This window comes from Mesorhizobium waitakense (genome assembly GCF_056431085.1).
Map to the genome: position 1 here is coordinate 1 of NZ_JBWKME010000118.1, position 26,021 is coordinate 26,021.

The window sequence follows — 26,021 nt, forward strand, 5'->3', positions numbered from 1 at the left end:
CTGCTTGGGCCAAACAACCCGTGTTCGACCCCAGAGAAATTACCGGTCTCGCGGCAATCGAGGCTGGCGATCCGGCCTTGGCCGCAGAAGGATGGCTGCCCATTTACAGGCCGGGATCGAGCGCATCTTCGGTAAGCGCAGCTGGTGATTCCAAGTCAAGGGCACCCGGAAGCATTCAAATGCCAACTTGCACTCGCATGGGATGGGACCGCTAATCGGAAGCCGGCCGCCTGCTACAGCAGGCAATCTCACGCCGGCATGCCATCGCATTTTCGATGAGGGGCCTGCCGGGATCACGTCATTTTACCATAAGGTTGAGGACGATCGGCCTATCTTCCTTGGTCGAGACCGCGAAGCCCGTCCCACGTTGACAATCAGCCGCGATCGGCCGGCAGGCCATGATAGGCGTTGTGGAGCAGAGTGCGGATTGCCGCGCGCTCGAGAGGGCGAGGGTTCGGATAGGGTCTCGAAACGGCGATATCTGCGGCCTTGTCCAGCCCGGCCTCCGGCATGCCAATATTTTTAAGGGCGACTGGCGCACCGATCGCTTTGGACAGACTATGAAGCCCATCAACGGCGTCTTTCACCCCGAGAGCGCGCGCGATCCGCCCCATGGCCTCGGGTGCTGACGTGGCGTTGTAGGCGGTCGCATGCGGTAGCACGATCGCATGGGTTTCGGCGTGCGGCAGATTGAATGAGCCTGCGAGCACGTGGCAGAGCTTGTGGTGGAGCGCCATCGCGGCACTGCCGAGCACCAATCCGCACAGCCATGCGCCATAGAGCGCATCGTCATGGCCGGCGCGGCCCTTCGGCAAGGCCGCAGCCAGCGCGCGAATGCCTTCCTCCGCCATCAGCGAGACGATCGGATTTCCGTCTGTAGCGAAGAGTCCCTCGACCGCATGGGCGATGGCATTCAGTCCGCTCGTCATTGCAAAGGCATCGGGCAGCGTCGTCAGCAGATCGGGGTCGTAGATGACGGCCTCTGGCTGGATGCGTGCGTCGCGTCTGGTGGTTTTCAGGCCACCTTCAGTCTCGCCGAGAATGTCGGTCATTTCCGATCCGGCGTAGCTGGTCGGAATAACGAGTTGATTGAAATCGGTCCTGAGCGCTATGGCTTTGCCGAGCCCGGTGGACGACCCGCCGCCCAAAGAGACTATACCGTCGATACCATTTTCCAAGACAAAGGCGACGGCCTTCTCTGTGACATCAACGGGCGTGTGCATCACGGCATAGGGATACGCTGTGCCGCCGACGGCTCGCGCCAGCTCCTCGCACGAGGCCGCCTGATGTGGTGTGGCGACAACCATCGGCCGCGCCATGCCGAGGCGCCTGGCCTCCGTTGCCGCTTCAGCAATTCGCCCACGTCCGAAGATCACTCGTGTGGGCAGCGGCACATGAACGAACGGCTTCATCGCAAGTCCTCTCTGGTTTCAACGCGATAGCCGACAGGAAGCAGCGATATGCCGAGACGATCGGATACCAGGCCCCAGATTCCCTTCGGAGAGATGACCATAATGACGATGGCGAGCACGCCGAGGATCATAAGATAAATGGAGCCGAGGTCGGCAAGGAACTCGCGCAGGATAAAAAAGAGGATGGTGCCGATAATCGGCCCCTCGATCGTGCCGATACCGCCGATTACCACCATGAAGATCACAAGCACCGTCCAGTCGTTAACGCTGAAGGCGGCATCGGGCGCGATGCGGAGCTTCTGCAAGAAGATCAGCGATCCGACCATGGCGGTCGCCGCGGAAACGCAGACATAGACAGCGAGCTTGATCCGAGGAATGGCGATGCCCAGGCTCAAGGACGCCGTCTCGCTGTCACGGATGGCTGTCAGCGCCAGGCCGATCCGCGAGCGTAGGAGCATATAGACGAATGCCACCGAACCGACGCCGAGCATCAATGCGGCCCAGTAGATAAGTGACTCTCTCATCGCTTTCGAACCGGCCATCTCCTTCATGATAGTGATCGGCAGGCTCGACCCTGACCCTCCCCCGAGGGAGGACATCTGGGCGAAGACGAGGCGGAAAACCTCCGCCACCACCCATGTTCCGATCGCGAAATAGGCGCCGTTGAGCCGGAACACGAGCTTGGCGACCGGAATGGAGACGAGTGCCGCGGCGATGCCCGCCGCCGGGATCGCGGCGAGCGGATGCATCCCGGCATGGATGGCAAGCGTGAACAGCGTGTAGCCGCCGAAGCCGACATAAGCCTGCTGGCCCACCGAGACGAGACCCGTATAACCGGCGAGCAGATTCCAAAGGCTGGCGAGCGCCAGATAGATCATGACCTCGCCAACGAGGCGCAGCGTGGCCGTCGATGCCCATGCGGGTGCAGCCGCGAGCAAGACGACGAGAGCAATGGCAGTGACGAGCGCAAAACGGCTGAGCATCGTGGAGCGGGTGACATGGTGCGTGCTCATGTAACCCCTCTGGGGAAAAGGCCTTGCGGCCTGACGGCTAGGATGACGAGGAAGACGAGATGACCAGCCAGTACCTGCCAGCCGGGGTCGATCTGCGCCCCGACTGCCTGGGCGACGCCAAGGATGATCCCGCCGGCGAGCGTGCCCCAGAGATTGCCGAGGCCGCCGATGATGACCGCTTCGAACCCGAAGATCAGTCGGCTAGGCCCCATGAAAGGGTCGAAATTGGCGCGGATCGCGAGAAACACGCCCGCGATTGCGACCACGGCCATAGAGAGTGCCATCGCCCAGGCATAGACGCGCCGGTTGTCGCAGCCCATGAGCTGGGAGACCTCCGGATCATCTGACACGGCGCGAAAAGCCCGCCCCGCCGGGCTGTGGAAGAAGAGGACTTGCAGTGCCCAGACCACGGCAATGGCGCTGAGGAAGGTGAGCAGCGGAAAATAGCCGATGTCTATCCCTGGAACGAGGCTAAAGCTCCCGATCTCGAGAGAGCCCGCATTCAGTTTTCGGCTGTCAGCGCTATAGATTTCCAAGAGAGCGTTTTGAATGATGACGGACAGGCCGAAGGTGACCAGCAGCGGCGGAAGAATATCCTTGTCGAGGGTCCTGTTCAGTATGCCGAGTTGCAGGCCGTAGCCGAAGGCCGCAGCCGCCGGTACCACGACGACAAGGCTCGCCAGCGGATGCAGTCCAGTCAACTGAATGACCGTGTAGGCAAGATAGGCGGCGCCGATGATCAGATCGCCATGGGCGATGTTGACCAGGCGCATGACGCCAAAAATCAGCGACAGGCCCGTGGCAAAGAGCGCATAGAGCCCGCCCACCAACATGCCCTGAATGACGATGTTGATCCATCCCATGGGGTCAGGTTCCGAAATAGGCGCTGGTGATTTGTTCGCCGGTGAAGGCGTCCGGCTTGCCCTCCAGCGAAACCTTGCCTTCTAGCATGCACATGAAGCGGTCGGCGACGCTAAGCGCCCGCTTCACGTCTTGCTCGACGAGGATCACGGAAAGACCATTGCCCACGACTTTTGGCAGCAATTCGTAGATCTGCTTGATGACCACTGGCGCCAGCCCGAGGCTAAGTTCATCGAGAAGCAGAATATCGGGATTCGACATCAGCCCGCGGCCGATCGCCAGCATCTGCTGCTGGCCCCCTGACAGTGAGGTCGAGGGTGCATGGCGCTTGTCCCGGAGAACCGGGAAGAGTTCGTACACAGCGGCGGTCGTCCAAAGACCTGGCCGTCCAACCTTGCCGCCTATAAGGAGGTTTTCTTCAACGCTGAGCGAAGGAAACAGGCGGCGGCCTTCCGGCACCAATGCAATTCCTTTCGCCACGATCTCGAATGCCGGGATGCGCAGCAGATCTTCGCCCTTGAAGCGAATGGCCCCTCGCCGGTTCGTCACCAAACCGGCGACGCATTTGAGAAGAGTGCTCTTTCCCGCTCCGTTCGCACCGATGAGGGCGAGCAGCTCCCCCCTGGCCAAAGTGAGGTCGAGGCTGGTCAGAGCCTGCGCATCGCCATGGAAGGCATCGAGCCCTTCGACGGAAAGCAGCGGTTCAGACAAGCGCGTCCTCTCCAAGGTAGACGGACTTCACTTCGCTACTGTCCATCACTTTATCCGGAGCGCCGTCGGCGATCTTCTTGCCAAAATTCACGACAACCAGTCGCTGGGCGACTGACAGCAGCGCGCGCACCACATGTTCGATCCACACGATCGTGACACCCGAGGCATGGACTTGGCGCAGCACGTCAAGCAATTCGTGGCACTCACTCTCTGTCAGGCCTCCGGCGATTTCGTCGAGCAGCAGCAGCCGCGGTTCGGTCGCAAGTGCTCGCGCAAGCTCGAGCCGCTTGCGGCCGAGCAGCGGCAAGGAACCCGCGAGTTGGTTTGCCTTCTTCGACAGCCCCGACAGCTCCAAAGCCTGTATGGCGTAGTCCACAGAGCCCTCCGCCTTTCGCCCGAAGGTCGCGCCGACAAGCACATTCTCGAACACGGTCATGCCGACAAAGGGATGTGGAATTTGGAATGAACGGGAAATACCCGAGCGACAACGTGCGGCCGCCCCTTCGCGGGTGATATCGCGACTTTGGAAAGTGATCGTGCCGGTATCTGGCTTCACGGTACCTGCGATCAGATTGAACAGGGTCGTCTTCCCGGCCCCATTGGGGCCGAGGATTCCGACGAACTCACCTTGTGCGACCTCGAACGAGAAGCTGTCCGTTACAACGAGCGCACCGTAACGTTTGCTTAGAGAGTCAAGGAGCAGCATGGTTATGATGCCGTGGGCGGCGTATCCCACCTTCCTCTTTCTTCATGACAGGAGCTTCAGCTTACCGCCGACGGGAATCGACGGATATTGGCTGTTGTTGGTTATGACGAGCTCGAAGTGGTCGCCATTCTTCTGCCATTGGCCGCCGACGAGAGGCGTGCGCACGACGTTCTTGACCGGGTTGAGCGGCCCGCCCTTCCACGAAATCGGGCCCACTAAGCTCTGCATATCGGTGGCCGCAACCGCATTGACCACCGATTGCGGGTCGCTGAGGTCGGCAGTGCGCTTAATGACATCCGCTGCGACTTCGAACAAGGCATGATTGAAGCCGATCGGCTGTGTCCATTGTTTGCCCGTTACAGCGGTATAGTCGTCGGCGATCGCCTTCGAGCTATCGCCTGTGAGGCTCGACGTGAAAGTATGGCTCGGCGACCACCAGATTTCCGATGTCAGCCCGTCACCGCGAGCACCGAGCGATTCGATGACCGATGGGAAGAGCAGCGCTTTGCCGATCGTCACGACCTTGGGCTTGAAACCCTGCTGACCGGCCTGCGACCAGAAAGTCGCAAAGTCCGGCGGGATCATGTTGCCGGTCACGATTTCGCAGCCGGCTTCCTTGAAGGCGGCGATCTGCGAGGAGAAATCATTGTTCATGACCTGGTAGCGGCCCAGATCGATGAGCGAATATCCGGCCTTGGCGAGCGGCGTCGGCAGGCCGAGCTTGGGATCCCCCCAGGCATTGCCGTCGGCGTCGTTGGGGAACAGGCCACCGATTTTCTTGGTGGCGCCCGACTGATCCCACAAGGCCAGGAAATTGGCGATCACGTCCTCGAGGCCCCAGAAAAAGTGATAGGTCCATTTGAAGCCGGTCGCAGGGTCACCGTTGCGACCGAAGAAGTAGGGTTGCCAGGGCGAAATCGAGGTGATGCAAGGAATTTCGTTGAGTTCCGCCTGATCGGCGACGGGATTGGCGGTGTCCGGCGCCGCCGAGGCCAGCAGCATGTTGACGCCATCCCGTTCGATCAGCTCGGTGGCGACTTCCGCGGCACGGTTCGAGCTCGATTGCGAGTCCTTGGCGATGATCTCGACCGCTACGGGTTTGCCATTGTTGGTCAACCCAGCGAAGGCCTTCCTCACGCCGCCCAGAATGAACGCGTCCGCCTCGCCGAAACCGGCAATCGGGCCGGTGTTGGGCGACACGTAGCCGATCTTGAACACGGCGTCCTGCGCGGAAGCGCGGGTCACGCGTAGAATGGCTGGCGCGGCAAGTAGGGTCCCTGCACCCTTGAGCAACTCTCTGCGATTCATGATGTTGAGCTTGGACATGAAGACCCTCCCGGTTGCCTTGTTTCCGACGAACCCGCGCCCACATCTCCTGCGCGGTCTATGCATTTCGCAATTGTCACGACGGCGTCCCGTCGGTTAGAAATCTGCTGTCTTGCCTATGCTCAAAGGGGCGCATCCCTGAGCAAGGGTATGTCTTGAATCCACTGCTATCCTCGCGTTCCTGGTTACCTATCCCGGCGCTACTTCAGTGCCAGATAGGTTTCCGGATTGAGTTGGGTCGAGCGAATGACCACGCGCGCGCCTGCCGCTTGCGAAAGCGCCTCGCGTAACCGTTCGCAAGCGCCAAGTATGACCTCGCGCGTCCTGTCAGGTTTCGGAAGTATCTGGATCTCCGCTGCAACGGGTGCTTGGTCGTCGACGCCCCAGGTGGGGATGATGGCCAATTGACAGAGCGACGTGTCGACCTTGAAGGTCTTGCAGAGCATCGACCGTATCGGCTCGAGCACTGCGACCAATTCATCCTTCCTATCTTGCCAGAGTTCGTTCTCGACATGGATCTTTACCAACGGCATGAATTAACCCTCCAATCCGATCAGGCTGAGATTGGCGTGAGCACGAAATCGAAGGGCGAATGCCATTGCGTCTCGCCGACCTTGACAAGTTCGAACGACGCAATCAGCGATTTCTTGACCCCGAACACGGCATCGGATTCGAGATAGGGATCGTCTTTAACGAAGATGTGGGTCACAAGTTTTTGGTATCCGGGCGCCGTCACCAGGTAGTGCATGTGGGCAGGGCGGTAGGGATGGCGATGAAGTTTCCCGAGCATCTTGCCGACAGGACCATCGTCCGGAATCGGATAGGAAACGGGCTTGATACCGACAAAGGCATATCTGCCATCCTCGCCTGTGACGAACAGTCCGCGATTGTTCCACTTCGGCTGAATGCCTAGTTGCTGCACATCGTAGAAGCCGTCGGCATTGTCCGACCACACGTCCACGCGGGCGTCATTGACTGGGTTGCCGCCGAGGTCCAGGACCCTGCCCTCGAACAGGCAACTCTCGCCCTTGCCGTCCAGACAGATATTCTCGCCCATCTTCCGGACTGGCGGATTGTCGACGTGGAATGGCCCCAACACAGTGTTTTCGGTGGCACCAGTCGGCCGCCGGTTGTTGATCGCGTCCACCAGCATGGAGAAGCCAAGTACGTCGGAGAGCAGGATGAACTCCTGCCGCTCGGCGCTGCAGATCTGGCCGGTCCGGGTGAGAAAGCCGATGCCGAAGTCCCACTCTTCCTGGGTCAGATGGATTTCCTTGGCGAAGGCGTGCAGGTGCTTGACCAGGCACGTCATCACTTCTACCAGCCGCGGATCGATGCTCTCGCCCATGCGCGCATTGACGGCTTCGGTCGAATTTTCCTCCGTAAAGTATCGCGTCATCAGATCCCTCTCCCGCGGAGCCTTTCGACCGCCGCCGACAGCATTCAGAGAAATTCGTTTTCACCAACATCTACGCCGGCAAAGACCTTGCGCAATTGCCTGAAACGGCGCCCGCCGTAGAGCAGGGTATCTGCGCCCCTGCGATCAGCCGTTGCGACCACATCCCCGAAAAACACGGTATGCGTGGACTGGTCGGACGTCCCCCCGACGAGGCAGTCGAACACAGCGGCCGCCCCGATCAGAGCGGGAGCGCCGGTCTTGAGCGTTATCCATTCGCCCACCGAGAAGCGATCCTGCCGGTTGCCGCCGACCCCCGCGAATACCAGGGCCAGCTTGTCCTGCTCCTCGGCCAATACGTTGACGCAGAAGCTGCCGGCCTCCAGGATCTTCTCATGTGTGATGCCGCTCTTGTTCACGCAGACCAGTAGCCGAGGCGGCTCTGCCGAGACCGAGGACACGGCTGTAGCCGTCATGCCAAACCGTTCGCCGTCAAGACCCGTGGTGATCACGCATACCGAGGAGACGTGTTGCGCCACCGACGTGACATATTCAGCCGCCGGAACCGATGGGAAGGTCGAGGTCCTCGCAACCATGACTAATACCTCAAATCACTCCAGTGCCGGCATCCACGCCAAGGAGCACTCGGCCATAGATTTCCGCGCCGGCGTTGTGCAGCAGAAAGCCGTGCATCGATGTGGCCTGCAAATTGCGGAAATTGAGCTGGATCGGGCTCTTCAGCGACAGGCCGGCAGCGCCACCGATTGTAAGCAGTTTCTGCACCGCATCGCGGCAGAGGCGCGGAACAACAGTGATATCCATGCGGATGCGGCCGCGCATTTCCATCGGCATCTTTTCACCGCGACGAGCATACTCGTCCACGTCGTCGGCACATCGGTAGAAGACTAACTCCGCCTGATGGATCATCGCCGCGGCCTCGCCCAATTCAATCTGCAAGGCCGTCCATTCATGCGAAATGTGAGAGGTGTACATTACCTTCTTGCCTGGCACGAGCTTGCGGAACTCTTCGAGCGCGCGCCGCGCACCGCCAAGCGCCGAAGTGGCAATGAACATGCCGAGGGCCGGACCGCCCTGACATCTGTAAATCGCAGGCGCGTCGTGGCTTGCGAAGACAGGCGTTTGATTTTCCAGGATCGCGGGCAGCGACACGAAACGATGGGCAGGAACCGCGACATTCGTGCATTTCACCGAGTTGGAGCCAGTGCCCTGGAGCCCGGCCACATGCCAGTCGTCGATTTGCTCAGCGTCGCCTGTCGGCACCGCGAGATCGCCCTCGTCCAGCTTGTTGCCGGCCTCGTCGAACACTTCTGCGCCGAGCAGCAGCCAACGCGCCGCAGCATTGCCGGAGGCGAACGGCCAGAATCCATTCAACACATAGGAGCCATCGGCTTGTCGGACCGCCTTGCCTCGTGGCCCAATGACGGCGGCCACGGCGTTGATATCGCTGGTCGAGTAGATTTCCTCCTGTACCCTCTCGTTCATATGCCCGATGATGTAGTCGTGGGCATGATAGACGCCGAGTACCCAGGCCGTAGCGCCACATCCCCTGGCAATTGTAGACACCGCATCGACATGGGCGCGCATGGACAACTCGGACCCGCCCCATTTCTTGGCACGGAACACGCCAAGCAGCCCGCTCTCATGCAACAGCTTGATGTTCTCCGCCGGTACTTTGCGGTCTTTCTCGGTCTCGAAGGCTCGTGACGAGAGCAACGGGATCAAGCTCTCGGCAATGGCCTTGACGTTCGATTCCTCGACGCGTGCGAGCGCATGAGCGTTCATGGCTACCCTCCCGGAGTTTCTATCCACCCAACGAAAATGAATGGTCTTCGAGTTTGAATGATTGTCAATATCGATCTGTCGCCGTAAATGACTTATCTTCGCGTTCTCCGAGTCCGAACTTGACTTTTGTCGGCATCGTACGGCATGCACACCCGCAGGAATGGGAGCAAATCCATTGCAGGTTTCGAAAGCGTCGACCAAGAGCAGAGTCGCTCTCAGGCAGGAACGAAACCGGGAAGCCTTGGTGCAGGCCGGCTATACGGTAATTTCCCAGAAGGGCATTGATTCCGCCACGATGCAGGAGATCGCCGACCTCGCGGACGTAGGCGCGGGAACGGTCTACAGCTATTTCAAATCCAAGGATGATCTCGCCGTTTCAGTAATGGAGCGCGTGATGCATAATCTGGCACTGCGAATTGAGGAGGTCACCAACACCTTCGCCGATCCCGCGCAGGTCTACGCATTTGGCATCCGGACCGTGATTGACCACGCGACGGGCGACATGCGCTGGAAGCAGCTCCTCAACCGCCCTGAAGTGATTGCCGACGCCATGTTCCGTTGCATGGGTCCCTTCGCGATCCGGGATCTGGAAAATGCCACGCAGGCGGGTCGCTTCAAGGTGGTCGATGCCAGACTCACTTGGCAAATGGCGTCCTACGCTATCGTCGGCGTCAGCCTCGCCATCACGAAAGAGCACCTGCCACCGTCGCTCATAGACGAGACGGTCGTCCGGCTCCTCTGCATGACCGGTATCGGCGAGGCCGAGGCCAAGGATCTCGCTTCACGACCCCGCCCTGCCCTTCCGCCGGAGAAATCAAGGCTCTGAAATCTCCAGGTGGCCCGCATAGGTGAGCCTATCCCGGTCGCGAGTCATTTCTCGTGAATCTGCCAAGCCATTCGCACTAAAGATTCATCTCCTATGGGAGGACATCAGGGTAACGGGGAAGCCGGCTGCAGCATGAGCGCGCGTGCCAGGCCGAACGCTGCCGCTGGACACCCGAGAACGCGTGTGGAAAGCGCTCGGCGGCGCCGGCGACCGGTCCGGGCGGTGACTAGCCCTTTTTCGACGCTAGCTTAAGAGCGGCCTTGAACGGGTGTGCTGTCTGTTCACTCAGGCAGGCGCATGCTGAAGTGTGCATGCGCCGGAAGATGTGGGAACCGCTGCATCAGCGGCTGGCAATCGGTGCCTTGCGCGTGCGGCCCCAAAGGACGAACAGCGATAGCGCCAGGAAGATGATGTTCATCGGCAGGGTGTGAGCGGTTTCGCCTCGAAATGCATGGAAGCCTACGGCCAGCACTTGAATGGTGACAAATCCGAGCGCGGCCAGGGGCGTCAGGAACGGCAGGATGCGCGTCGCCGCCGGAAGAATCATGCCGAGTGCGCCGGCCAGCTCGCATAGTCCGATGAAGCGCAGCAACCAGATTGGGACGTCGGTTGCCCAGGCAATACCCATCGGCGCAAGAGCCGACGGATCCATGAATGTCTTCATGATGCCCGGCATGCCGAACAGGATGAAGAGTGCGATCTGGGCGACCCACAGCCCGATGTGCCACGGACGAGAGGACGAGCGAGAGGCAGTGTGAGCTTGAGAAACAGACATGGCGGCTATGACCTGATTTGGAGGTTCAGCAGAAACATCGCTCTGTGTGGCTGGACACCACGCTATGGACGTTCAATGGTTCAGCACGACTTTGCCCCCGGCGCCAGCGGCGACGGCGTTCTGTGCGGCGCCGATTTGATCCAGGGGGAAGGTCTTTGCGACCGGGATGGTCAATAGACCGCGGGACGCGGCGTCAGCCACTGCGGCCAGCGTAGCCGCGTCCGCGCGATGGTAGAGTTCATAGATTGTCACGCGATCGCGAACGTTGCCGTCTTCCGGCACCGGAACGATGCTGGCAACCTGACCACCGTTTCGCACATGCTTGATGAGATTGCTCGCGGCGGGTGCTGTGGTGCTGATCGCATAGTCGAATGTCGCGGCAGTCGGCGGCTGGGTGATATCGAGCGCCTCGCCAGCCAGTTGGCGCGCCTCTTCGAGCTGATCGGGACGGACACCGGCCACCGGCTTTGCCCCAATCTCCTGGAGATATTGGATTGCGGCGCGCCCGACCGCGCCGATGCCTCCCGAAATCAGGACGCGGTCGCCCGCCGTGACGCCAAGAGCATCCACGGATTGTCGTCCAGTGAGACCGGCTTTCGGTAGAGCAGCACCTTGTTCGAATGTGAGATTGGCAGGAAGTTTGGCGGCAGCCGTAACAGGAACAACTCCGTATTCGGCATGGGCACCCCTGCCGTTCGCCGCGAAGTCGGCAATCACCCGATCGCCGATCACGATTCCGGTCACGCCCGCGCCGACCTCGACAACGGTACCGGCAGCATCACCGCCCAACACCGCGGGAAGTTCCAAAGGGATGTATTGGGCCATGTAGCCTTGGCGGATAATCAGGTCGAAATGATTGACCGCGGAGGCTTCGATCTTGATCAGCACCTCGCCGGCTTCCGGTTTGGGCATAGGAACGTCATCGATGACGAACTGATCAATGTCCCCATACGCTTTGAGACGGGCAGCTTTCATATGTCGGCACCTTCGTGTATTTTGACGCAGAGATACGATAAGGTTCAGTATCGTTCAAATGATATGATTGACTATCGTATCGGAGTCAAGCCGCATGAAATCCTGGGCTCCCGACCATCCCAAAGCGAAGTTGATGGCGAGCAAGCGTGCCGACATCCTCGCGGCCGCAAAGGCATCATTCCTCGACACTGGCTACGAGGGGACGAGCATGGAAAGCATCGCCAAGACGGCGAACGTCTCGATCATGACTCTCTACCGGCATGCAGAGAGCAAGGACGAGCTGTTCTCGGCCGTCATCTCCAATGCCTGCGATCCCGACGACGAAGCCGAGCAGGCAGAGTGGGCGGCCCTTCTGGAGAAGCCGCTAAGAGACGTCTTGATCTGGGCGGGGATGACAGCGCAGACCCGTTTGACGGACCCAGACACCATAGCCCTCATGCGCACTGTTATCGCCGAGGCCACACGCTTTCCCGGTTTGGCAGGGATGGCGCATACCAGCCTCGTGGGCAATCTCGAAGGCATGCTTGCGTTCACGCTCGGACTTAAGCAGGAAACCAGCGCGCTCAGTGCGGAGCGCCGACGCGAACTCGCCGTCCAATTCATCGATCGGCTGCTCGGCAGCCATATGCTCGGCCTGCTAATGGGGCTTGCCGGCCCCTCCAGACGGGAGCAGCAGGAAAGAAGCGAGACCGCTGCCGACGGGTTGATCAGTTCGCTTGGCTAGCGGTGTCTGTAGCCAAAAGCCATAAGAACAAGATCATTCGCCGGCTAGTAGTGCCGCCGTACCGCATGTCACCGGAGATGGCGACCAATTGATAGAAACGTAGGGCGAGGCCCGCGCCATCACCACGCTGGTGATGCTGCCATCCGAAGCCTTGAGCGAACAGGACCTTGCCCAGCAACTCAGCGTCAGCCGCACGCCGTGCGTGAAGCGCTCATTCGGCTTGCCTATGAAGGCCTGATTGACATCCTGCCGCAGCGCGGCAGCTTCGTCGCGCCGATCCGGCTGAGCGACGTGGAGGAAGCCCAGTTCATTAGTGAGTGCTCAGTGTCACTGTCGTGCAGAGGCTGGCCGGCCACGACTCGAGTGATTTCATCGCCGACGGCAAAGCGAACCTCGCCAGGCAGGCAAAGGCGGTTGCCGAGGGCGCCCGCGAGCTTTTCCTCGATCTCGAGAACGCTGTGAGGAGGCCGGCCTGCCCCGGAGCTGGCGGGTCATCCAGGTGGTCAAGCTGCGATGGATCGTGTGCGCTACCTTAGCTTGCCCGAGCGTCGCCACCTCGAAACGCAGCTTGCTCAGCATGTGGCGATCTTCGAGGCCGTTGAAACCGGCGAGGCAAAACAGCCCGGTGCCCGGATGGCTGCGCATCTGCGCGAAGTGCTGTGGACGGTGCAGCGGCTCAACGTGGCGTGTCCCGACCTGTTCGGCGACTAGCGTCGCTTCCATGCGGCTTGTAAGAGCGCGGCCCTCATCGTTTGGCCGTCATGCGACTTGGTGGCCCTTCGATGCGCATCGTTCAAATCCCAGACTGCTTTGTACGCGACCGGATCGGAACGTGATAGAATTCAACCAATTACTCGACATATAATAGAGTGCCCCGACCCGGCCACCTGCAGACGAGCCAGTTTTCTCCATCAAATGGGACAGACCGGTCGTTGCTCGCTTATCTCGAGGCGCCGGCGTGATGATGCATATGACGCGCGGGCAAAGTGGCGGACCTGATGGGTAGCGCCCATTGCTGGGATTTGTCCGAAGGAGTCTCCGCAGCGAGTTGACCCATTCAAAATGGGCCGCTCGTTGATCAAAACAGCAATATGATCGACCCTGTTACGTTGACCGTTCAGGCGTAATCACCACGAAGGCCTTGGCTTCCTTGCCGTCGATAGCGACGCCATTGTGCTCGAAAGAGGATTCGAACTGGATGCAGTCTCCCGGTCCGAGGATCATCTCGGTTCCGGCAAAGTCGAAACGGATGCGCCCCTCCAGCATCAGCAGGATCTCCTCGCCCGCATGCCGGAAACGCGGCAGCTGGACGTCTTCGATGCAGGGCAAGGTCAGGAAGAATATCTCGGATCGCGGATTGGCCTTGTTGAAGGAGGCCACCTCATAGACATAGCCAAGCTCGCTGCCGTTGCGGTTGATCGGCCTTCGTTCGTCGGCACGGACGATGGAGATCGGCCCCTTCTCGCCGGGCGAGATGAAGACATCGGACAACGGCACGCCATAGACGTCGGCCAGCCGGCTGACCACCGCGATCGAGGGCTGCGAAACGCCTGATTCGACCTTGGAGAGATAGCCCTTGGTCACCTCTGCCTGGCGCGCGGCCGCCTCCATCGTCAGGTTGGCGGTCTTGCGAAGCCGGCGCAGGGACGCGCCGATTTCTCCCATCTTTGCGCTGACGTCCATTTTCCTCCCCGGATCGATCGGAGCACACGAAAACCGCTGGCGCGTCGCACGCTGCCTGTCGGCACAGTCTGCGGGATATCGCATAAATCGTGTTGACATGAAAGTTTTCTTATAGGAAACATCTAGGAAACTTCAGTCGTTGCCCGGGAGGAGATGGATGCGACAGCCCATGTCGCGCCGCGTTTTGGCGCGCGCCAAAAATCTGCGCCATCTTTCCGCCGGCAGCCTCTTCGGAGCGATGGCGTGAGCGATCCGCACGCCATGGGTCTGCAACGATCGAGCGCGGTCCGTGTCGCGGCGGCGGGACCGACCGTCGCCTCGCTGTTTCGCGACAGTGCCCGCGCCAACGCCGCCTCGCCCGCGATCGTCGGGTTTGGCAATGCCATCAGCTACGGGATGCTCAACGAGCGCGTGAACAGGCTGGCATCGGCGCTGCGGCATGGTGGCGTGATGGCGGGCGATCGCGTTGCGATCGTCTCGGAAAACCGACCGGAATACATCGAAATCGTGCTCGCTTGTGCCAAGATCGGTGCCATCGCCGCTTGCCAGAACTGGCGGCAGGCGGCACCGGAACTCGCCCATTGCCTCAGCCTTGTCGAACCGCGCTTCATCCTCGCCTCGCCGCGCTTCGCCGAAGCGGCGGCAAGCCTTGGGTTGGCCTACCCGCTGGTCCAGTTCGGTGGCGGCTATGAACATATGCTGGACCGCGGTTCGCCGCAGGAACCGGATATTTCGGCAAGTGCGGAGGACGGGCTGCTGATCCTCTACACCAGCGGCACCACCGGCCTGCCCAAGGGCGCCGTCATCAGCCACCGCGCCATCATCGCTCGGGCGCTGGTGATGATGGCCGACTGGGCTATCCGCCCGAGCGACGGCTCGATCGCCTGGTCGCCGCTGTTCCACATGGCGGCGGCCGATCCGGCCCTTGCCGCGCTCTGCCATGGCGCGCCGGTCTACATCGTCGACGGCTTCGATGCGGATGCGATCGCCCAGGCGCTCGCCAAGATCGATGTCGGCTGGTTCGTGCTGATGCCGGGCATGATCGAACGCATGATCGAGGCGCAGCGCCGCGCGCCCAATCCGCCGCGGCGGGTCGCCGCCGCCGGCTGCATGGCCAATCTCGTACCGCCGGCTCAGATCGCGGAGATCTCGCGGCTGGTAGCGGCCCCTTTCCTGAACAGCTTCGGCTCGACCGAGACCGGCATTGCGCCAGCCAGCGGCGACAAGATCCCCGCCGGGGCCTTGCCCGCCTCCTTCGCCAAGCGGCAGACCTCATTTTGCGAAATCCGGCTGGTCGACGAGGACGACCGCGAAGTGGCGATCGGCGAGGTCGGCGAGATGACGCTGCGCTCGCCGACCCTGTTCAGTGGCTACTGGAACGCGCCTGAGGTAACCGAGCGCGATTTTCGTGGCGGCTGGTTCCATATGGGCGACGATTTCATCCACAACGCCGACGGCACGCTCACATTCGTCGACCGCCGCAAATACCTCATAAAATCAGGCGGAGAAAACATCTATCCAGCCGAACTGGAACTGGTGCTGCGGGACCACGAACGCATCCGCGAAGCGATCGTCGTGCGGCAGCCCCACCGCCGCTGGGGCGAAGTACCCGTCGCCTTCGTCGTGCCCGCCGATGACGGCCTGACCGCGGACGACGTCATCGCCTTTCTCGACGGCAAGGTCGCGCGCTACAAGCTGCCCAAGCGGGTGATCTTCGTGCGTGACGAGGAGCTCGAACGCAACGCCACCGGCAAGATCCAGCGTCAGCCGCTGGAACAGAGGCTGGTTGCCGAGGCCGAGGCGCACCCATGAGATCTTCCGTTGCCTTCGTCTTCACCCAGGAACGCATCGTGATCGTCATCACGGTGGCGCTTTTCGTGCTGTTCTCGGCCACGCTGAGCAACTTCCTCACCGCCGGCAACATCTTGGCGCTGATCCAGAACGTCTCGATCCTGGGTATCCTCGGCGTGGCCATGGCGCTTGCCATCATCGGGCGCGGCATTGATCTCTCCGTCGTCGCGACCATGGCGGTGTCGGTGGCCTGGGTGTTGCAGCTTTCAAACAACGGCGTGCCGATCGATCTCGCCATCCTGATGGGGCTCGGCCTGGCGCTTGCCATTGGTTTGGCCAACGGTTTCCTGGTCGCCTATGTCGAGATCCCCGCCATCTTCGCCACGCTTGCCATGGGCACGGTCGCCTATGGCTTTGTCCGCTCGCTGCTGCTCGACGACAACCTCATCTATCTCAAGGGCGCGTCCGACACCTGGTTCAAATGGATAGGCAGCGGCCAGGTGCTCGGCGTGCCGAACGAGGTGCTACTGTTCGGTCTGGTGGCGCTGGTGGCGCATGTCATCTTGCGCATCACCGTGCCTGGCCGCTTCCTTTATGCCATGGGCGACAACCCTGTCGCGGCGCGCTCGACAGGCGTGCCTATCCGACCGCTGATCCTGCTGCAATATGTGACCTCGGCGGCAATCGCCTTCATCGCCGGCGTCATCGCCGCCACCTCGGTCGACAACGTCGAAACCCGCATCGCGCGTTCGAACCTGGTCTACGACATCATCCTCGTGGTGGTGATCGGCGGCGTCGGGCTGTCCGGCGGTAAGGGCAGCATCCGCAACGTCATCGTCGGCACGCTGATGATCGGCGTGCTGGTCAACGGCATGACGATCATGAACGTCCCCTACACGCTGCAGAACATCATCAAGAGCCTGATCCTGCTCGCGGCGATCATCGTCGACTCGATCATGAACCCACGCGACGAGCAGACGTCGCAGCAGGGAGACATCTGACGTGCGGTTGCCGGCCGCACCCAACGCAACATCCGGCTAGGGAGGAACTCAATGTTGGAACATGGGAGGAAAGCAATGAAAAAGCACATGCTGGCAACGCTGCTTGCAGCAGCAATCGGAACCGCTGGGCTGATCGGCGCGGTGCGCGCCGAGCAGCCCGATGACGGGCTGGTCAATGAGAGCGCGGCGGCGATGAAGGGCAAGAGGGTCGCCTTCGTGCCGATCGCCATGGGCTTCGACCTGACCGAAGCCTGGGCTGCCGGCCTCAAGCACGACGCCGAGAGTTTCGGCTACAATCTGACCATCCGCGATCCGAACTGGAGCGTCGATGCCGGCGCGCAGGCCTTCTCGCAGCTGATCTCCGAGCAGCCCGACGTCATCGTCGTGCACCCGCCGGAGATCCAGGCCTACACGCGTCTGATCCAGCAGGCGAACGCGCAAGGCATTCCTGTCGTCACCATGAACCTCAAGGCCGACGCCAATGGCGACGTCTTCATCGGCGCCAACTGGTATGACATCGCTGTCAAGCAGACCGAGGCGATCGTCAAGTCTTGTGGCGCAGGCAGCGGCAAGTCGGGCAAGATCGCCGTCATGCAGGGCGTTCTGACCAACCCGACCTCGCAGTATGGCATCCAGGCCATCGAGGCGACGCTGAAGCAGCATCCGGAGGTGCAGATCGTCTCCAACCAAGCGGCCGACTGGGATGCCAGCAAGGCGCATGCCATCGCGGTCACTGTGCTGAAGGCCACCCCCGACCTCTGCGGCTTCATCGGCATGTGGGACAATATGGACGTCGGCATCGCCGCGGCCATAAAGGAGGCCGGCAAGACCGGCCAGGTGGCGCTGGTGAGTTCGGGCGGCGGCAACCAGGCGTCGGCCTGCGACAATGTCGCGAACGGCAATTTCTCGACCTACATCAGCTACGATGCCAAGGGGCAGGCGCGCGACCTGATGATGGCGGTGCGCTCCATCCTCCAGAACAAGCCGGCGGAACCCGGCGCCAAGGCCTACGCGCTCTACACGCCGCTGAAGACGATCACCAAGGACAGCAACTATCCTGGTGCCTGCTGGAACCTTGATGACGTAAAGAAGTACGGACCCTGACATCCATCGGCCGGTGCCCGGCTCTAAGCCGGCGCCGGCCGTTCCAGCAATTTCCTGATCGATGATTTGATGCGCGAAACACTGACCCGACTGCGCTACAGGCTGGTGCCGGACCATGTTCTTGGTGAGATCCTTGCCAAGAACTGGATCGACAATGCGATCCCGTTCGTCATCCTGCTGTCGACGCTTGCCGTTCTCGGCGCGCTCATTCCAGGCCTGCTGACTCTCGGCGGCCTCAGCGGGCTGGCGCCGCAGTTCGGCGAATTGCTGCTGGTCGTGCTTGCCATGACCATCGTCATGCTCGGCGGCGGCATCGATCTCAGCGTCGGCTCGGTGTTCGCGCTGTCGAATTTCGTGACGCTGGCGCTGTTCAACATGCTGGGCTGGCCGATCCCGCTGGTGATGCTGATCGCACTCGCCTGCGGCGCGGCGGTCGGCCTGGTGAACGGGGTGCTGGTCGGCTATCTCCGGCTGCGCGCTTTTCTGACCACGCTGGTGACGCTGATCATCGTGCGCTCGGTCGTCGACATGCTGATCCTCGCCTATGCTGTGAAAGTGGCGCGGCCCGTTACCCGATCGGCGATCTGGGACTTCATCAGCTTCAGACACGTGCTTGGCATGCCGGTCTCGCTGGTCGTCGCACTGACGGTCGCGATCGCCGGCCATGTCTTCCTGACGAGGTTGCGGCCCGGTTGGCAGATCCTTGCCGTCGGCGGCTCGCGCCGCTCGGCCTACAATGCCGGGCTACCGGTGCGCCGGACCGTTGCCATGACCTATGTCGTCTCGGGCACACTGGCGGCTGCGGCCGGCATCTTCTACGCCTCGCGCCTCAACGCCGCGGGCTCCGATACCGGCGTCGGCATGGAGGTGCTGGCGCTGACGGCGGCCGTCGTCGGCGGCAACAGCCTCGGCGGTGGGCGCGGCTCGGTCTTCAAGGCGCTGCTCGGCACCATCATCGTGCTGATCGTCTCCAACAGCCTGATCCGCCTCAGCCTGCCGACCGGCGGCAGTTCGCTGGTGCTCGGCCTGGTGCTGCTCGCGGCGGTGGCCATCGACGTCAAATGGCTGAAGAACCGCGGCAAGGTTCTGTCCCGTGTCTATGTCTCGCCGACCTACATGAAGCTCGGCCGTTCGCCCGAAACCGGCGAACATTCCAGCTCGCCCTATGCGGTCAACGACCGGCTCAGGGATGTCGAACTGATCGGTCTCGGCGAGATCGACGGACCGGAGGATCCGATCCTCGATGCCGAAGGCAATCTCTACAGCGGCACACGCCAGGGCGACATCATCCGCTTCCTGGCTCCCGACTACAGGCGCAAGGAAGTGTTCGTCCACACCGGCGGACATCCGCTCGGCATGGCCTTCGACCGCGAAGGCAATCTCGTCACCTGCGTCGCCGGCATGGGCGTCTACCGCATCGGCCCGGATCGCAAGGCGGTGAAACTGTCGGACCAGACCAACCGCAGCTGGTTCTCGGTGATCGACGATTCGCGCATGCGGCTCGCCGACGATCTCGACATCGCGCCTGACGGGCGGATCTTCTTCAGCGAGGCGACCATCCGTTTCGACATGTCGGAATGGATGGTCGACGCGCTGGAATCGCGCGGCAACGGCCGCATCATCTCATTCGATCCGCGCAGAGGCTCGACCCGTACCGTGATTTCGAAGCTGCGCTTCCCGAACGGCATCTGCATGGCACGCGACGGCCAGTCCTTCTTCTTCGCCGAGACGTGGGGCTGCTCGATCTCGCGCTATTGGTTCGACGGGCCGAAGCGTGGCACGCATGAGGTGGTGATCCCCGACCTGCCGGGCTATCCCGACAACATCAACCGCGCCTCCGACGGCGGCTACTGGCTGGCGCTGGTCGGCATGCGCACGCCCGCCTTCGACATGGCGCTGCGCAAGCCGGGCTTCCGCAAGCGCATGGTCGAGCGGGTGGCTCCGGATTCCTGGCTGTTTCCCAACATGAACTATGGCTGCGTGGTCAAATTCGACGAGACCGGCCGCATTACCGATTGCCTGTGGGATCGCCGGGGCACCAATCATCCGATGATCACCTCAATGCGGGAAGATCGCGGCTGGCTCTATCTCGGCGGCGTCTCCAACAACCGGATCGGCCGCTATCGCATCCCGGGCGCCGATCCGGAGTGGACGGCCTCCGCTTCCTATCGCGGGGACAAGCCATGATGGCCGCGCTTTCCCGCTGGTACGACCGCCTGCGCGGCGCCGGTGCCTTCGCCGTGACGACGCCGCCGATGGACGGCGCGCTGCAGCCCAACCAGGCGATCGAGGCGGCCGATCTGCTGCACGCCGCAGCCGCTCCGGACAATCTCGTGCGCAGTGCGGTAGGCCTCCTGTTTTCCAGCGGCAACGCGATCCTGCGGCTCGACAGTGGCGACGAACTCGTACATCGCTTCGACGCTGACATCAGCGCATTGGCCGCAAGTCCCGACGGCGCGCTGGCGATCGGGCTGGAGAGCGGCCGGGTGCTGATCCAGGGCGGCGCGCATGACGGATTGTCGATCGACAAGCTCGACGGCCGTCCGCTCGTCTGCCCGACGGCGCTTACCTTCGATGACGCATCCACCCTGATCGTCTGCCTGGGATCGAGCAGCAATGCGCCGGCGCGCTGGAAGCGCGACCTCATGCAGCAGGGCGCCACCGGCTCGCTCTGGCGGGTGCCGCTTGGCGGCAAGCCGGCCTGTCTCGCCGATGGCCTCGCCTATCCCAACGGCATCCTGCTTGCACCCGACGGACGCCTCGTCGTCTCGGAAAGCTGGCGCAGCCGCCTTGTCACCATCGAGGCCGGCGGCAGAACCACGATGCTCCTCAGCGATCTTCCCGGCTATCCCTCGCGGCTGGCGCCACGCGCAGGCGGCGGCGCCTGGCTGGCGGTCTTCGCGCCACGCGGCCAGCTCATCGAGTTCGTGCTCGGCGAGCGGGATTACTGCGACGAGATGATGCGCGACATCGAGGAGGAATTCTGGATCGCGCCCTCGCTCACCGCACCCCACTCCTTCCTTGAGCCGCTCCAGGGTGGCGCGCTGAAGCAGCTCGGCATGCTGAAGCCCTGGGCGCCGACCCGCTCGTTCGGGTTGGTACTGGCACTGGATGCGCAGTTTCGGCCGGTGGCGAGCTGGCACAGCCGCGCCGACGGCACCAGGCACGGCATCACCTCCTGCATCGAGGACAAGGACGGGCTGCTGATCACTTCCAAAGGCGGCGATGCAGTGCTGCGGCTTGGGCCCGAGATGCTGCCATGAACGACAGGCCGGTGCTGATCGAGATGCGCGGCATCACCAAGCGCTATGGCGGCGTCGCCGCCGTCGAAGCCGTCGACTTCACGCTTCGCAAAGGCGAAATCCATGCCTTGCTCGGCGAGAACGGCGCGGGAAAATCGACGCTGACCAAGCTGATGGCCGGCGTCATCCAACCGAACGCGGGCGAGATCCTGCTCGAAGGCGTGCCGGTCTCCTTCGCCTCGCCGGCCGATGCCATGCGGCGCGGCATCAACATGGTCTATCAGGAAAACAGCCTGGTGCCGTCGATGACGGTGGCGCAGAATATCTTCCTCGGCGACGAACGCTTCTTCAACAAACTGCGTCCGCTCTACATCGCGGCCCAGCAATTCCTTCAATCGCTGAACTTCAACGTCGACCCATGGGCGAGCGTCGCCGGCTTGGGCGTTGCCAAGAAGCAGATGGTCGAGATCGCACGCGCGGTGCGCCAGAACGCCCGCGTCATCGTCTTCGATGAGCCCACGGCATCGCTGACGCCGGAGGAGAAGCACCATTTCTTCGCTTTGGTCCGGCGATTGAAGAACGACGGCGTCTCGGTCGTCTTCATCAGCCATGCGCTGGAGGAAGCACTGGAACTCTCCGACCGCATCACCATCCTGCGCGACGGCAGGCTGGTGATCAGCGACGACCGCGCGAAATTCGACCGCGAGCGCATCGTTACCGCCATGGTCGGGCGGGCGCTGTCGCGCGACCTCTACGGCGAAGGCGGGAAGCCGCGCCGCAAGCCCGGCGAGCGTGTGCTGTCGGTGCAGAACCTGTCGATGGGCAAGGTCGTGCGCAACACCTCCTTCACCGTCTATACCGGCCAGATCACCGGCATGTTCGGGCTGATCGGCTCGGGCCGCACCGAAACCGCAAAAATCATCGCCGGCATCGCCAAGCGCAATTTCCTGCATGGCGGCGAGACCAGGCTCGGCGAACGCTCCGTCCGCTACCGCGTGCCCCGGCAGGCCGTCCACGACGGCATCGTCTACGTCACCGAGGATCGCAAGGTCGAGGGCTTCTTCGACACCATGTCGATCGCCGAGAATGTCGGCGTCGGTCACATCGCCGCCGGCTTCAACAAGGGCCTGGTGGTGAGGATGTCGCAAATCGCGACGGTTGCCCGCGACTGGAGCCAGAAGCTGGCAATCCGTTCGATCAACGCCGACGCCCGCGTCATTGAACTGTCGGGCGGCAACCAGCAGAAGGTCGTCATCGCCAAAGGGCTGGTGCAGAAGCCGAGGATCATCATCTTCGACGAACCGACGCGCGGCGTCGATGTCGGCGCTATCGCCGAGATCCACCAGTTGATCGAACGCCTCGCCGAAGACGGCCTCGCGGTCATCGTCATCTCGTCCTACCTGCCTGAAATCCTCGGCCTCAGCGACCGCATCCTGGTCTGCCAGAAAGGCCGCGTGGTCGAGGAATTCCGCACCGAGGACGCCACCGAAGAAAAGATCATGTACGCCGCCGTGCACTGAACGGCGGCGCCAGCAATATCAGGAGGCCCCGCGCCAATGCAGAAAACCAGAGCAGCCGCGGTCGGAATAGGTGAAGTGCCTTCCGGCCGCTTTCCAGAACGAAGCGAAGTCGAGGCCGCGATCCTCTCCTGCCGGGAGGCCATACTCGACGCCGGCATGTCGCCGCGCGACATCGACGTGGTCATGCCGGTGGGGGCGCTGGCGTCGCGCCACTTCAACGTCGACCTGGTGTTCTCCCGGCTCTGCGAGGAGCTCGGCATGCTGCGCTCGGCCAGGATGAATGTGCAGGTGATGTCGGGCGGCGCGACCAGCGCCAGCATGCTTGCCATCGCCGAGGGCCTGGTCGGCAGCGGCCTTGCCCGCAACGTGCTGTGCGTCCATTCCGATGCCGTTGGCTCGTTGCCAAAACAGGCCGGCATCGACCTGTTCTCGACCACCGGCGTGTCCGAGGAATGGGAGGCGCCCTATGGCCACAACATGAATGCCGTCGGCGCGCTCGCCTCCAACCGCTACATGCACGAGACCGGCACCACCGATGAGGAGATGGCGGCCCTTTGCGTGTCGCTGCGCAAATGGGCCGAGCTCAACCCGAATGCGATGTTCCGCACGCCGCTGACCATCGAGGAGGTGCTGGCCTCGAAGATGGTGGCGACGCCGCTCAGGGCCAAGCATTGCAACGTGCTGGCCGACGGCGCGGCCGCCTTCATCGTCGCGCGCGCCGAGGATGCCAGCCACATCACCGCAAATCCGGTCTACGTGCGCGGCCACGGCTCGCTCGTCACCCATTACACGACCTCGCAGGATACCGATCTCGGCAGGCTCGGTTACGAACAGGCGGCGGCGCAGGCCTATGAGAAAGCAGGGATCGGCCCCAGGGATATTCAGATCGCCGAGCTCTACGACGCCTATCCGGTGTTCGCCATGATCGCGCTGGACGGGCTGAAGCTGTGCCGCGGCGAACGCGCCGGCGCCTTTGTCGCGGCCGGCGAGACCGCGCCCGGCGGCTCGATGCCGATGACCACCAATGGCGGAATGCTTTCGCAGGGACATACGGCGGTCGGCGGCGGCATCGCGGTTCTGGTCGAGGCATTCCGGCAGCTGATGGGCAAGGCCGGCGCGCGGCAAGTGCCGAACCTGGTCAACGCGGTTGAAACAGCCTCGGGCGGGACGTGGATGGATTCTCACGTCACCATCCTGTCGAAGGAGCATTAGCATGACCAACTCCTCTCGCCCGCTGCTTTATCCCAGCCACTGGTCCGCCGGCTACTGGCAGGCTGCAGCCGAACGCCGCTTCGTCGTCCAGGAATGCCGCGACTGCGACAGGCCTATCATGTACCCCAAGCGCTTCTGCCCATACTGTCTTGGCGAGAGGCTGAGCTGGCGCGCGTCGGCCGGCAAGGGCGAGATCTACGCTGTGACGACGCAGCTCGCCGGCCCGCCGACGGGCTTTGCCGAACGCTTGCCCTATGTGCTCGCGGTCATCCGTCTCGACGAGGGCGTGCAGCTGATGAGCAACATCGTCGGCGACGGCGCACTGGAGGCGCGCATCGGCGACCGGGTCAGCGTCGACTTCGAACCGGCGGGAGAGATGGTGCTGCCGGTCTTCCGGCTCGAAAAGACCGGAGTGTCGCAATGAGCGCGGCGGCACCGGTCGCCGTCATCACGGGTGGCGCCAGGGGCATTGGCGGCACCGCTGCCGGCATCCTCAGAGATCGCGGCTGGACGGTGCATTCGCTTGACCGCCAGCCTAATCCGGACCCGGCGATTACCAGCCACATCTGCGACGTTATCTCGGACAATGATCTGCGCTCCTGCGCCAGCGAGATCGGCGGGATGGATGCGCTGATCGCATGCGCTGGGATCAATCTGCGGCCAGACGACAACCGCGCCGAACAGCTGATGCTCGACGCATGGAACAAAACCCTTGCCGTCAACCTGACGGGGGTGATGCTCAGCGTGCGCGCGTTCCGCCCGGCGATGCGCAATGATGGCGCCATCGTCCTACTGTCGAGCATAGCCGCACTCAGGGCAATGCCGCTCGCCGATGCCTATACGGCCTCGAAGGGAGCGCTGGTGGCGCTGACCCGCTCATGGTCGGTCGACTATGGGCGTTTTGGCATCCGCGTGAACTGCGTCTGCCCTGGCCCGACCGCAACCGAGATGATGTCCGGCGTCATGGAAGGCTTCTCGTCCAGCCAGCAGTTGCAATTGCCGCAGCAACGCATGGCGCGACCGGAAGAGGTGGCAAACCTCATCGCCTTCCTGGTCTCGCCGGAGGCGTCCTATATTTCCGGTGCCATCATTCCTGTCGATGGCGGAGCCGCCGCCCACAGCGCCGGCATGCCGTTTCCCAAGCGCCGAGTCAAAAAGTAAATGCCACTATCCAGAGGCGGCCTTCACGAATGCAAGACGTTCCGAGTTTCATGGTTTCAGTCTGCTTCTGCGAGGTGGTTATGGCTCCGGCGATGACCCCCTTGCTTGAGGCCGCGCAGAGGGCCGGCGCGCATGTCCACCGGGAGACAGGATGCTGATCGGCCAGATCGAGGCAATGTCCGCCTTTTTTACCGATGGCACTGGCTAAAATGGAGCCGGTGATTCCAAAACCACACCGGAGGCTGGCGGTCAGCCCCCTATTGCTCTCACGGCCTCCGCAATTGTCTGGGCATTCGGGAGAAGCGCCTTCTGCAGTACGGGGCTCGATGGCATTCTGACGTCGGGGGTCGTCAATCGTGAAATCCTGACATCCATTTCCGGAACGAGTTCGCGAATACGCATGGCGATTTCGGCAGCGAATCCCCCCGTCCTCACCGCCTCGTGGACAATGAGCACCTTGCCTTTCGCCGCTGTCACGGCGTCGACGATAGCCTTCTCGGCAAGTGGGTTCAGCCAACGAAGATCCAGCACGCCCACATCGAGCTGTTCCGCTGAAAGAGCCTCGGCTGCCGCGAGAGATGGCCCAACCATGGTTCCCCAAGTGATGATCACAGCGTCGTTCCCGTCGCGGCGCGTTCTTGCCATGCCGACAGCTTCAGCGCCATCGGTCAGCTCCACGGCCGATTTCGTTTGGCAAAGGGAGCGGGATTCAATGAGACCGGCAATTTCTCTGGGGTTACGCGGCGCGCAGAAGGGGTGGTTTGGGCTTGAATAATGGG

Annotated in this window: 26 protein-coding genes; 12 read left to right on the forward strand and 14 right to left on the reverse strand. The window is 62.3% G+C overall.

The window, feature by feature from the left end:
* Nucleotides 1-374: 374 nt before the first annotated feature.
* The 10 genes from AC07FD_RS25285 to AC07FD_RS25330 all read right to left on the reverse strand — a co-directional run bounded on the left by AC07FD_RS25285 (nucleotide 375) and on the right by AC07FD_RS25330 (nucleotide 9,429).
* Nucleotides 375-1,412: a maleylacetate reductase gene (locus tag AC07FD_RS25285; RefSeq protein WP_478352050.1), complete on the reverse strand. Its 1,038-nt coding sequence runs from the start codon at nucleotides 1,410-1,412 to the stop codon at nucleotides 375-377.
* A complete protein-coding gene (locus AC07FD_RS25290) occupies nucleotides 1,409-2,425 on the reverse strand; it encodes a branched-chain amino acid ABC transporter permease (protein WP_478352051.1) in 1,017 nt (338 codons plus the stop codon). Before AC07FD_RS25290 ends, AC07FD_RS25285 begins: the two co-directional genes overlap by 4 nt.
* A complete protein-coding gene (locus tag AC07FD_RS25295; RefSeq protein WP_478352052.1) occupies nucleotides 2,422-3,288 on the reverse strand; it encodes a branched-chain amino acid ABC transporter permease in 867 nt (288 codons plus the stop codon). The genes AC07FD_RS25290 and AC07FD_RS25295 overlap by 4 nt, the downstream gene beginning before the upstream one ends.
* A gap of 4 nt (nucleotides 3,289-3,292) precedes the next feature.
* Nucleotides 3,293-3,997: an ABC transporter ATP-binding protein gene (locus AC07FD_RS25300; protein ID WP_478352053.1), complete on the reverse strand. Its 705-nt coding sequence runs from the start codon at nucleotides 3,995-3,997 to the stop codon at nucleotides 3,293-3,295.
* Nucleotides 3,990-4,709 (reverse strand): ABC transporter ATP-binding protein, encoded by a 720-nt coding sequence (locus tag AC07FD_RS25305; RefSeq protein ID WP_478352065.1) that lies wholly within the window; start codon nucleotides 4,707-4,709, stop codon nucleotides 3,990-3,992. Before AC07FD_RS25305 ends, AC07FD_RS25300 begins: the two co-directional genes overlap by 8 nt.
* A gap of 36 nt (nucleotides 4,710-4,745) precedes the next feature.
* The gene (locus tag AC07FD_RS25310) at nucleotides 4,746-6,014 is read right to left on the reverse strand and encodes an ABC transporter substrate-binding protein (protein ID WP_478352066.1); all 1,269 of its coding nucleotides are present in this window, start codon (nucleotides 6,012-6,014) and stop codon (nucleotides 4,746-4,748) included.
* A gap of 215 nt (nucleotides 6,015-6,229) precedes the next feature.
* The gene (locus tag AC07FD_RS25315; protein WP_379100052.1) at nucleotides 6,230-6,562 is read right to left on the reverse strand and encodes a hypothetical protein; all 333 of its coding nucleotides are present in this window, start codon (nucleotides 6,560-6,562) and stop codon (nucleotides 6,230-6,232) included.
* A gap of 20 nt (nucleotides 6,563-6,582) precedes the next feature.
* A complete protein-coding gene (locus AC07FD_RS25320; RefSeq protein WP_478352054.1) occupies nucleotides 6,583-7,428 on the reverse strand; it encodes an intradiol ring-cleavage dioxygenase in 846 nt (281 codons plus the stop codon).
* A gap of 44 nt (nucleotides 7,429-7,472) precedes the next feature.
* Nucleotides 7,473-8,021 carry a flavin reductase family protein gene (locus AC07FD_RS25325; protein WP_095090225.1) on the reverse strand — a complete coding sequence of 183 codons (549 nt, stop codon included), beginning with the start codon at nucleotides 8,019-8,021 and terminating at the stop codon, nucleotides 7,473-7,475.
* Nucleotides 8,022-8,031: 10 nt separating this feature from the next.
* Nucleotides 8,032-9,429 carry an acyl-CoA dehydrogenase family protein gene (locus AC07FD_RS25330; protein ID WP_478352055.1) on the reverse strand — a complete coding sequence of 466 codons (1,398 nt, stop codon included), beginning with the start codon at nucleotides 9,427-9,429 and terminating at the stop codon, nucleotides 8,032-8,034.
* A gap of 43 nt (nucleotides 9,430-9,472) precedes the next feature.
* Between AC07FD_RS25330 and AC07FD_RS25335 the strand changes: the two genes are divergently transcribed.
* Nucleotides 9,473-10,054 carry a TetR/AcrR family transcriptional regulator gene (locus AC07FD_RS25335; protein WP_206073794.1) on the forward strand — a complete coding sequence of 194 codons (582 nt, stop codon included), beginning with the start codon at nucleotides 9,473-9,475 and terminating at the stop codon, nucleotides 10,052-10,054.
* Nucleotides 10,055-10,394: 340 nt separating this feature from the next.
* Here the strand turns inward: AC07FD_RS25335 and AC07FD_RS25340 are convergent, their stop codons facing one another.
* Entirely contained in the window at nucleotides 10,395-10,829 is a 435-nt protein-coding gene (locus tag AC07FD_RS25340; RefSeq protein ID WP_095090228.1) for a DoxX family protein, read from the reverse strand.
* Between the two features lie 72 nt (nucleotides 10,830-10,901).
* Nucleotides 10,902-11,804 (reverse strand): NADP-dependent oxidoreductase, encoded by a 903-nt coding sequence (locus AC07FD_RS25345; protein WP_095090229.1) that lies wholly within the window; start codon nucleotides 11,802-11,804, stop codon nucleotides 10,902-10,904.
* 94 nt (nucleotides 11,805-11,898) lie between these two features.
* Between AC07FD_RS25345 and AC07FD_RS25350 the strand changes: the two genes are divergently transcribed.
* A complete protein-coding gene (locus AC07FD_RS25350; RefSeq protein ID WP_095090230.1) occupies nucleotides 11,899-12,528 on the forward strand; it encodes a TetR/AcrR family transcriptional regulator in 630 nt (209 codons plus the stop codon).
* A 513-nt stretch (nucleotides 12,529-13,041) separates the two neighbouring features.
* Nucleotides 13,042-13,239 (forward strand): GntR family transcriptional regulator, encoded by a 198-nt coding sequence (locus tag AC07FD_RS25355; RefSeq protein ID WP_095090231.1) that lies wholly within the window; start codon nucleotides 13,042-13,044, stop codon nucleotides 13,237-13,239.
* A gap of 393 nt (nucleotides 13,240-13,632) precedes the next feature.
* Here the strand turns inward: AC07FD_RS25355 and AC07FD_RS25360 are convergent, their stop codons facing one another.
* The gene (locus AC07FD_RS25360; RefSeq protein WP_167392290.1) at nucleotides 13,633-14,211 is read right to left on the reverse strand and encodes a helix-turn-helix domain-containing protein; all 579 of its coding nucleotides are present in this window, start codon (nucleotides 14,209-14,211) and stop codon (nucleotides 13,633-13,635) included.
* A gap of 243 nt (nucleotides 14,212-14,454) precedes the next feature.
* Between AC07FD_RS25360 and AC07FD_RS25365 the strand changes: the two genes are divergently transcribed.
* From AC07FD_RS25365 to AC07FD_RS25405, 9 genes are all read left to right on the forward strand, one after another.
* Nucleotides 14,455-16,023 carry a class I adenylate-forming enzyme family protein gene (locus AC07FD_RS25365; protein WP_478352056.1) on the forward strand — a complete coding sequence of 523 codons (1,569 nt, stop codon included), beginning with the start codon at nucleotides 14,455-14,457 and terminating at the stop codon, nucleotides 16,021-16,023.
* Nucleotides 16,020-17,003, forward strand: coding sequence for an ABC transporter permease (locus AC07FD_RS25370; protein WP_478352057.1), 984 nt, complete (start codon nucleotides 16,020-16,022; stop codon nucleotides 17,001-17,003). Before AC07FD_RS25365 ends, AC07FD_RS25370 begins: the two co-directional genes overlap by 4 nt.
* A 75-nt stretch (nucleotides 17,004-17,078) precedes the next feature.
* The gene (locus AC07FD_RS25375) at nucleotides 17,079-18,107 is read left to right on the forward strand and encodes a sugar ABC transporter substrate-binding protein (protein WP_478352058.1); all 1,029 of its coding nucleotides are present in this window, start codon (nucleotides 17,079-17,081) and stop codon (nucleotides 18,105-18,107) included.
* Between the two features lie 69 nt (nucleotides 18,108-18,176).
* Nucleotides 18,177-20,294 carry an ABC transporter permease gene (locus AC07FD_RS25380; protein ID WP_478352059.1) on the forward strand — a complete coding sequence of 706 codons (2,118 nt, stop codon included), beginning with the start codon at nucleotides 18,177-18,179 and terminating at the stop codon, nucleotides 20,292-20,294.
* The gene (locus AC07FD_RS25385) at nucleotides 20,294-21,370 is read left to right on the forward strand and encodes an SMP-30/gluconolactonase/LRE family protein (protein ID WP_478352060.1); all 1,077 of its coding nucleotides are present in this window, start codon (nucleotides 20,294-20,296) and stop codon (nucleotides 21,368-21,370) included. Before AC07FD_RS25380 ends, AC07FD_RS25385 begins: the two co-directional genes overlap by 1 nt.
* Complete coding sequence (locus tag AC07FD_RS25390; protein WP_478352061.1) at nucleotides 21,367-22,869, forward strand: sugar ABC transporter ATP-binding protein; 1,503 nt, start codon at nucleotides 21,367-21,369, stop codon at nucleotides 22,867-22,869. Before AC07FD_RS25385 ends, AC07FD_RS25390 begins: the two co-directional genes overlap by 4 nt.
* A 36-nt stretch (nucleotides 22,870-22,905) precedes the next feature.
* Nucleotides 22,906-24,081, forward strand: coding sequence for a thiolase family protein (locus AC07FD_RS25395; protein WP_478352062.1), 1,176 nt, complete (start codon nucleotides 22,906-22,908; stop codon nucleotides 24,079-24,081).
* 1 nt (nucleotide 24,082) lies between these two features.
* Nucleotides 24,083-24,505, forward strand: a complete 423-nt coding sequence (locus tag AC07FD_RS25400) for a Zn-ribbon domain-containing OB-fold protein (RefSeq protein WP_478352063.1) — start codon at nucleotides 24,083-24,085, stop codon at nucleotides 24,503-24,505.
* Nucleotides 24,502-25,242: an SDR family NAD(P)-dependent oxidoreductase gene (locus tag AC07FD_RS25405; RefSeq protein ID WP_379100057.1), complete on the forward strand. Its 741-nt coding sequence runs from the start codon at nucleotides 24,502-24,504 to the stop codon at nucleotides 25,240-25,242. Before AC07FD_RS25400 ends, AC07FD_RS25405 begins: the two co-directional genes overlap by 4 nt.
* 249 nt (nucleotides 25,243-25,491) lie before the next feature.
* On the opposite strand, the gene AC07FD_RS25410 is transcribed toward AC07FD_RS25405, so the two are convergent.
* A partial coding sequence (locus AC07FD_RS25410) for a transketolase C-terminal domain-containing protein (protein ID WP_478352064.1) occupies nucleotides 25,492-26,021 on the reverse strand: 530 nt, incomplete at its 5' end.